This is a genomic window from Rhodococcus olei (genome assembly GCF_039540555.1).
Lineage (GTDB): Bacteria > Actinomycetota > Actinomycetes > Mycobacteriales > Mycobacteriaceae > Rhodococcus_G > Rhodococcus_G olei.
The window spans coordinates 25,458-32,086 of the sequence record NZ_BAABFB010000097.1 but is presented as its reverse complement, the minus strand read 5'-3'; the positions used below and the strand labels follow the sequence as shown (position 1 = coordinate 32,086).

Below are 6,629 nucleotides of genomic sequence, written 5' to 3'. Positions count from 1 at the left end.
ACCGCCGTCGACGCGGACCGCGTGGTGGCCGACCACCGGCCTTCGATCCGGTCGACTACCGCGGCCGCACCGTAGTCGAACGCCGGTTCAGCCATCTGAAACAGTGGCGCGGCCTGGCCACTCGGTACGACAAGCTCGCGATCGTCTACCGAGCAGCGGTCGTCCTCAACACGGTCATCGCCTGGACTCGCAGATTGTCAGACATGCCCTAGGAGACATCAACCGACACGGGCACCACACTTCGGCGAATGATCTTGCGATCGCGTTCCGGGTTCGCGAAGACCAGTACCAGTATCGCTGCAACCGCAGCGACTACACCGAATATCTGGAATGCGAGTTCGTAGCCTTCGGCCGCGGTCGCTGCGTGGTCGACTACCACGCCGGTCGCGTACGGGGCAATCAGTCCGCCGATCGACATCAGTGCAAAGAACATGCCCATCGTGCCGCCGGTCTGCTGGGACGGACACAACTCGGAGATCGTGGAGGTGACAAGCGGAATGGCAGCCGAGGCAAGGGCGGCCCCGATCGAGACGACCGCGACAGCAACGGCCGGGGTTCCGATGGCGGGGAGCGCAAATAGGGTCGAACCGCTGATGAGGACGGTGACACCGGCAACACCGATCCGTACGACGCGGGATCGGGCCCCGCGCTGGCGCATCTTGTCCGTGATGGATGTGATGCCGAGCGCCAGGATCAATCCCAAGACCGAGGGTAGCGCGAACATCGATCCAGCCTGGATGGCCGAGTAGCCGAGTCCGACCTGGAAATAGGATGGTAGCCAGGTCAACACGACAGTGCTCAGCGCCATCAGGCTGATGATCAGTAGGCTACAGGAGAGGAATGTGCGGGTACCGAAGACGCGCCGCCACGGAACATTCGGCTCGGTGTTCAGCGCCACCCCGGTTTCGCCGCTCGGCGTGGCTCCGGAGATGCAAGGACCCTCGGTCCAACAGAACAACCATGCCACCATCCAGAACACAGCGAGGACCGAGAGCGCTACGATCGCTGCACGCCAGCCGAACTGAACCGTGACGAACGCAAGGGTAGGAGCGAGAGCGATCTTGGCGATCGCTCCTGACCCGGTGAGGAGCGCGCTCGGGAGACCGCGTTTGGCCGGCGGATGCCAGGAGTAGACCGCGGTATGCGTGAGCGCATTGTTCGGTCCTTCGGAGAACCCGAGCAGCATGCGAGTCACGATGAGCATCGTGAAGCTTGCTGCAATGACGAGCGGCAGCATGGCCACCGACCACACGATTGCCAGGATCACAAGCGACCATCTCAACGCCAGATATTTGTTGATCGGCCCTGCCAGAAAGCCGCCGACTGCGTAGGCGAGGAAGAACAGCGAGCCGACCAAACCGATCTGGGCTGACGTCAACCCCAGTTCACGAGCCAGCGGTTGGGCGATAATTCCGAGTACTGCCTTGTCGGCATAGTTGATGACGAAGAGGAGCATGACGAGACCCGTCATTCCCCATGCGCGCCTGCGATTCGAGTAACGGCCCGATCGGGTCGGCTCCGGTGGGGCAAACGTTCGATCCGAAGCTATTTCTTCTGTGCTCACAATATTCCTTACGGGAGGGTGGTCAGTGGATAACGTCCTGGAACGATTGTTCTGAGACGGTGCTCTGCTGTTGTTCGCGGTAATTCTTGCTCGCATTTATCGGCGGCAAGGTCTCTGCGAGCGGCAGTTTTCTTCTCTGCGGCTCTGGCGCAAAAGGTTGCTGTGCAGCTATACCTTTTCGAGGTAATTGAGCGATGTTCTGCAGTAGTGTGCAACATCGGCGATGGTCACTTCATTTAGTCCGTGTCTAGTTGCGAACATGTGGCATTCGATTTCACCTGCGAGAAGGGTCTCGTCGATCTCTGACACCAGGGCCGCGAACGCGGCGATTGGCGACCCTCCGACTGCTTGACACAGATCAGACGCCGCATCTGCAACGGTGGACTCACCGCGGCGACGGCCGTGCTCGAGTACGCGTACAGGACTGACGTGTCCGGGTCGGGTGAAGTCCTGCGCGGTACTTAGTGGATTGGCCATCCGTCGCAGTGTTGTCGCTCGATCCGATGCAGATATTCCCGTCGTCGTGCCCTCGATTGCATCCAGGGTGACGGTGAACCCAGTTTCTCCTCTTGTCCCGGACATCGGCGGAAGCCAGAGTCGTTCACAATCGGCAGCAGGGACCGCCGCACAGACGAGTCCGGAGGTGTGGCGAACCAAGAAGGAAGTGATCTCGGTAGTGGCGCGGTCGGCGGGGAGGACTAGGTAACCCTCGATCTCATCGAATCGTGTCTGATGCGAGAGCACAATCGGCAGCCCCGAACGCAGGGAACTGATCGCCGCGTCCACACGCACCCGGGTTTCGGTCGTCATCGGATTGTCCTGTCTTTTCGGTCTTTCAGATGGAGGGCCGGGGCCCCTGATGTCGACGAGCCGGAAGGTATGCGCCTCAAGCAGTTTCGGGCCCTTGTTCGGCGGTTGTTCGAGTGATCCTGTCTCCCGCGCCTTCCATTCGAGTTCTGGCACGTCAGTGGTCGCGGGCTGGACTGGTACCGAATGTGTTCGATTCGGATTGCCAATCGCTTTGGACCCCCGATCGGAGTGCCCGAGCGTAGACGCGATTTCGTCCTGAACAGTTCCGAAGTCCCTCCAGCCACCGGATGGTGACTTCCTAGGGGTTCCAGAGCTTCTCGAAGGTTGCGCGAAAGTTCGGGTCGGTGCCGTACTGGGTCTGGACGTCCTCGATGTTGGAGACGGTCAGCAGCTGGATGGGCAGTTCCGGACCCGTGGGGAGCACCTCTGATCTCTCGATGGCGCGCAATGCCTGGTCCATCTGCGCCCACGCCGCCTGGGCGGTGCCGGTGCTCGTCCACGCCTTGAACAAGTCGCCACTCTTGATCTCCTGCAGCACAGCGGGCGTCGCGCTCTGACCTCCGACCGTCACCTTGCCGTCGAGACCGGCAGCCTTGAGCGCAGCCGACAGACCCGTCGACGCTCCGCCGGTTACGCACAGCACGTAGTTGATGCTGGGATCGGCCTGCAGGGCCGAGATGACCTTTCCCGGCACGGCGCCGGCAGCCAAGTCGGTCGTCGCGACGTCGAGCACCGATGGCGTGCAGTCTCGGCAGGCCGATGCCAGTGTGTCTTTGAGCAGCTTGATCCCCGGCTGGTAGTAGTCGAAGTCGGGCAGGTTCAGGACCAAGGCCTTCGCGGTGGCTCCGGAGTCGGCGATGGTCCAGTTCGCCAGGGCCTTGAACTGCGCGGTCGCCGTCTGCTGATTCGCCACCGTGGCGCTGACCCCCCCGCCGACATCGGTGCTCGCTGTGTAGGCCGTCACGACCGGGATCCCCGCCGCCTCCAGCTGAGGCAGCTTCGAGGCGTAGGCGGCCTTCGGCATGGCCGAGAGCAGGATGGCGTCGGGGTGCAGATCCATCGCGTGGTCGAACGCCGCGAGAAGACTCTCCACCGAGGACATCTGGTAGGCGATGCGCGTGAACCCGACCCCCGCGGCTGCAGCCGCCTCCTCGAGACCTTTGCCGTGGTTGGTACAGGTGGGCTCGATGTCGCACGCCAGCCAAACGACCTTCGTGTCCGAGGATGGCTTGGCCTTTAGCGGTAAGAGTTGGTTGCCCATGCCCGACGGATCCTTCATGTCCGCCGCGACCTGGGCCTTGGCGGCGTCGACGTCGACGACCTCGGCGGAGCCGGACGCATCCGTGCCTCCGCCGGCGGTGCCACACGCTGACAACACGACCATGGCAACAACAGATAGGCCGAGAACGGACCTACGCCGCCGATGAGGTGCCCACATGAGCGACTTCCTTCCTGCTAGTGATGACTACTTGCTCCGGTCCGCGCTCGGACCCTGCCGGGTTATTCAGGTCGTGGACTGGTGCGGTTAGGAACGCATGACCGGCCGTTCGTCGGCGGCGGTGTTCTGTGTGGTGGTCGTCGGAGACTCTTCGGATGTATTCACTGCCGGTCGTCTGCTTGTCGCAGCGCGATGCGCCAATGCGACCGCGAGGATCAGTGCCACGGAGTGGAAGACACCGCCGATCCACTGACTGCCCGAGAACATGGGCGTGAGCTGGAGTCCCTTTACCCCGGTCGCGAGCAGGGTGATGGCGATGAGCGTTCCGGTCACGTTCGGCCAACCGGGCCGAATCTGCGTCGCTCCCAGGAAGAGCGCCGCGAAGGCCGGGAGCAGGTAGGGGGCTCCGGCCGTGAGGGAGGCGGAGCCGATCTTGGCGAGATAGACGATGCCCGCCAGTCCAGAGATAGCTCCGGAGGCGACGAAGGAGCCGAAGATCCAACGGTCCGTGCTCACGCCCGAGAGCTTCGCAGCCTCCGGGCTGGCGCCGGTCGCATAGAGCAGTCGCCCGGCCGGGGTGTGCTCGAGGATGTAGTAGAGGACCACGGCGAGGATGGCCAGCCAATAGACGGGCGCGGCCACGCCGAACCATACGCCCTGCCCGATCGCGAGGAATCCGCTCGGCAGCAGTCCGACGATCTGGGTTCCGCCCGACACGACGATGACCATCGAGCCGAGCAGGGTGGCCATCGCCAACGTCGCGATGAACGATCCGACCTTCCAGACCACGACGACGATCGCGTTCACGATGCCGATCACGACTCCGGCGAAGAAGGTGATCAGGGCTGCGACGGCGACGTTCATCTGGTGGTCGACGACGAGCCAGGACATCAAGACGGACGTGAACCCCAGCGTCGCACCGATCGAGAGGTCGAAGTGTCCGGCGGCGAGCGGCAACAGGGCGGCCAAGGCCACCATGGCGATGATGGCCTGCTCGCCGGCGATCGACTTCGGCGTCGACAGGCTCAGGAACCTGTCGGGAATCCAGATGGCGAAAAGGACGATCAGGGCGGCCCAGACATAGACACCGGAGAATCGCTGCATTCCCGGCAGTCGTAGGCCGCGTGTGTCTTTCGTGTTCCTCACTGCACAGTTTCCGATCCGTGTGAGTCAAGAAGGGTTGCATGGGTGATCCAGTTCGCGGTCAACGTCGCTCCGTTCTTCGAGTCCGCTGCCACGCCGTCGCGCATCACCAGGACGCGGTCGCACACGCGGGCCAACTCCTCGGACTCCGAGGACGCCACGACGATGGCACGCCCTTCGGCGGCCAGGCGATCGATCTGGTCGTGGATCAGCGACTTCGCGGCAACGTCTACGCCCTGGGTGGGCTCCTCGAGGAGGAGCACCTCCGGTTGCAGTCGCAACCACTTGGCGAGCATCAGCTTCTGCTGGTTCCCACCGCTGAAGGAGGACCCCGGAAGCGTCGGCGCTACCGGCACGATCCCCAGTTTGGCGAAGAAACCGGTCGTCTCCTCGTGCTCACACTTGCGGTGGAACCTGCCCCGCCAGTGCCGCCCCGGTGCCGTGATGAGCAGGTTCTCCGACGCACTGAGGGTTGAGAAGAATCCCTCGGCACGGTCTCCGGGTAGGTAGGCGACGCCAGCGGCTATCGCGTCCGAGATGTTGTGGGCCCGGATCGTCCGGCCCTTGAGCGTGACCGAACCCGTCCTTGGGTGCCGCCCGAAGACACTGCCGAGCACGGTGTCACGTCCAGAACCCGTCAGCCCCGCAATCCCCACAACCTCGCCGGCGCGCACCTCGAAGCTCAACCCGTTCACGTCCGGCCCGGTCAGGTCTTTCACGACGAACACGGGTGGCCGCCCATCGACACGTGCCGGGTCCCGCTCCGGCTTCGACAGCGTCTCCATGTGGTTACCGACCACAGCCTGAGCAAGTGTGCGCACGGTGTGCTGCGCGACGGGCTCGGCGAGGACCCGCGTCCCGCCCCTGAGCACCGTGACGGTGTCGGCGACTCGGATGATTTCCTCCAGGCGGTGGCTGATGTAAAGAACGGCAACACCCTGGCCTGCGACCGTCGACACGAGCGTCAGGATGTCGTCGACCTCATGAGACGGCATGGAAGCCGTAGGCTCATCCAGGACAAGACAACTCACGTCGCGCTCCCAGTTCTCGAGGGCCCGGGCAATAGCGACACTCGTCCGCTCCGGTGCCCGCAGCTCCGAGATCTTCTTCCTCACGTCGAAGGAGTGTCCGAGGCGTTCGATTGCCGCCTGCGCCCGCGCGCGTTCGGCCGACCACTGGATGCGGCCCCAGCGCCGTTCCTGACGCTCCGAGCCCAGCAGCAGGTTCTCCACGACCGACATCTCGGGAATCAGGCCGAGGTCCTGGTGGATGAAGCGCAGGCCCGCCTTGCGCGCTGCCACACCCGAACCCAGGTCCAGGGGCATGCCGTCCACGAATGCCTCGGCGCCGTGCTCGGGCCGGTGATATCCGGCGAGGATCTTGACCAGCGTCGACTTGCCGGAGCCGTTGTGCCCCAGAAGCGCGTGCACTTCGCCGCGCCTGATGGACAGATCGACGGACTTCAACGCCATCAACCCACCGAACCGCTTCGAGACCCGCTTGAGGTCCACGAGCAGGTCACCGGCTTCGGGGATTTCGGAGGTGCTCTCGGTACACACGAAAAGGCTCCTCTTTCGCTCGCTCCGCACACGCATTTGGTCGACAGCCCGAGAACTACGTCCGAGAAGGCTTAGGGGGAACGGCTCAGCGGCCCCATGCTCGTGGAACAGCTTG

General features: G+C 63.7%; 6 protein-coding genes. 1 reads left to right on the top strand and 5 read right to left on the bottom strand.

All coding sequences use genetic code 11. The annotated features are described in order from the left end of the window. The coding region (locus tag ABD951_RS28475; protein ID WP_345353625.1) for a transposase at positions 1-212 on the top strand (212 nt) is incomplete at its 5' end. Here the strand turns inward: ABD951_RS28475 and ABD951_RS28470 are convergent. The 5 genes from ABD951_RS28470 to ABD951_RS28450 form a co-directional block, all read right to left on the bottom strand. Continuing rightward, positions 209-1,564 carry an MFS transporter gene (locus ABD951_RS28470; RefSeq protein WP_425569987.1) on the bottom strand — a complete coding sequence of 452 codons (1,356 nt, stop codon included), beginning with the start codon at positions 1,562-1,564 and terminating at the stop codon, positions 209-211. The two genes, ABD951_RS28475 and ABD951_RS28470, sit on opposite strands and share 4 nt — an antisense overlap. A 168-nt stretch (positions 1,565-1,732) precedes the next feature. After that, positions 1,733-2,374: a 3,4-dihydroxy-2-butanone-4-phosphate synthase gene (locus tag ABD951_RS28465; RefSeq protein WP_345353623.1), complete on the bottom strand. Its 642-nt coding sequence runs from the start codon at positions 2,372-2,374 to the stop codon at positions 1,733-1,735. Positions 2,375-2,672: 298 nt separating this feature from the next. Further along, complete coding sequence (locus tag ABD951_RS28460; protein WP_345353621.1) at positions 2,673-3,758, bottom strand: sugar ABC transporter substrate-binding protein; 1,086 nt, start codon at positions 3,756-3,758, stop codon at positions 2,673-2,675. 141 nt (positions 3,759-3,899) lie between these two features. Continuing rightward, positions 3,900-4,916 carry an ABC transporter permease gene (locus ABD951_RS28455; protein ID WP_345353619.1) on the bottom strand — a complete coding sequence of 339 codons (1,017 nt, stop codon included), beginning with the start codon at positions 4,914-4,916 and terminating at the stop codon, positions 3,900-3,902. 38 nt (positions 4,917-4,954) lie between these two features. Further along, entirely contained in the window at positions 4,955-6,514 is a 1,560-nt protein-coding gene (locus ABD951_RS28450) for a sugar ABC transporter ATP-binding protein (RefSeq protein WP_345353617.1), read from the bottom strand. Positions 6,515-6,629 lie beyond the last annotated feature (115 nt).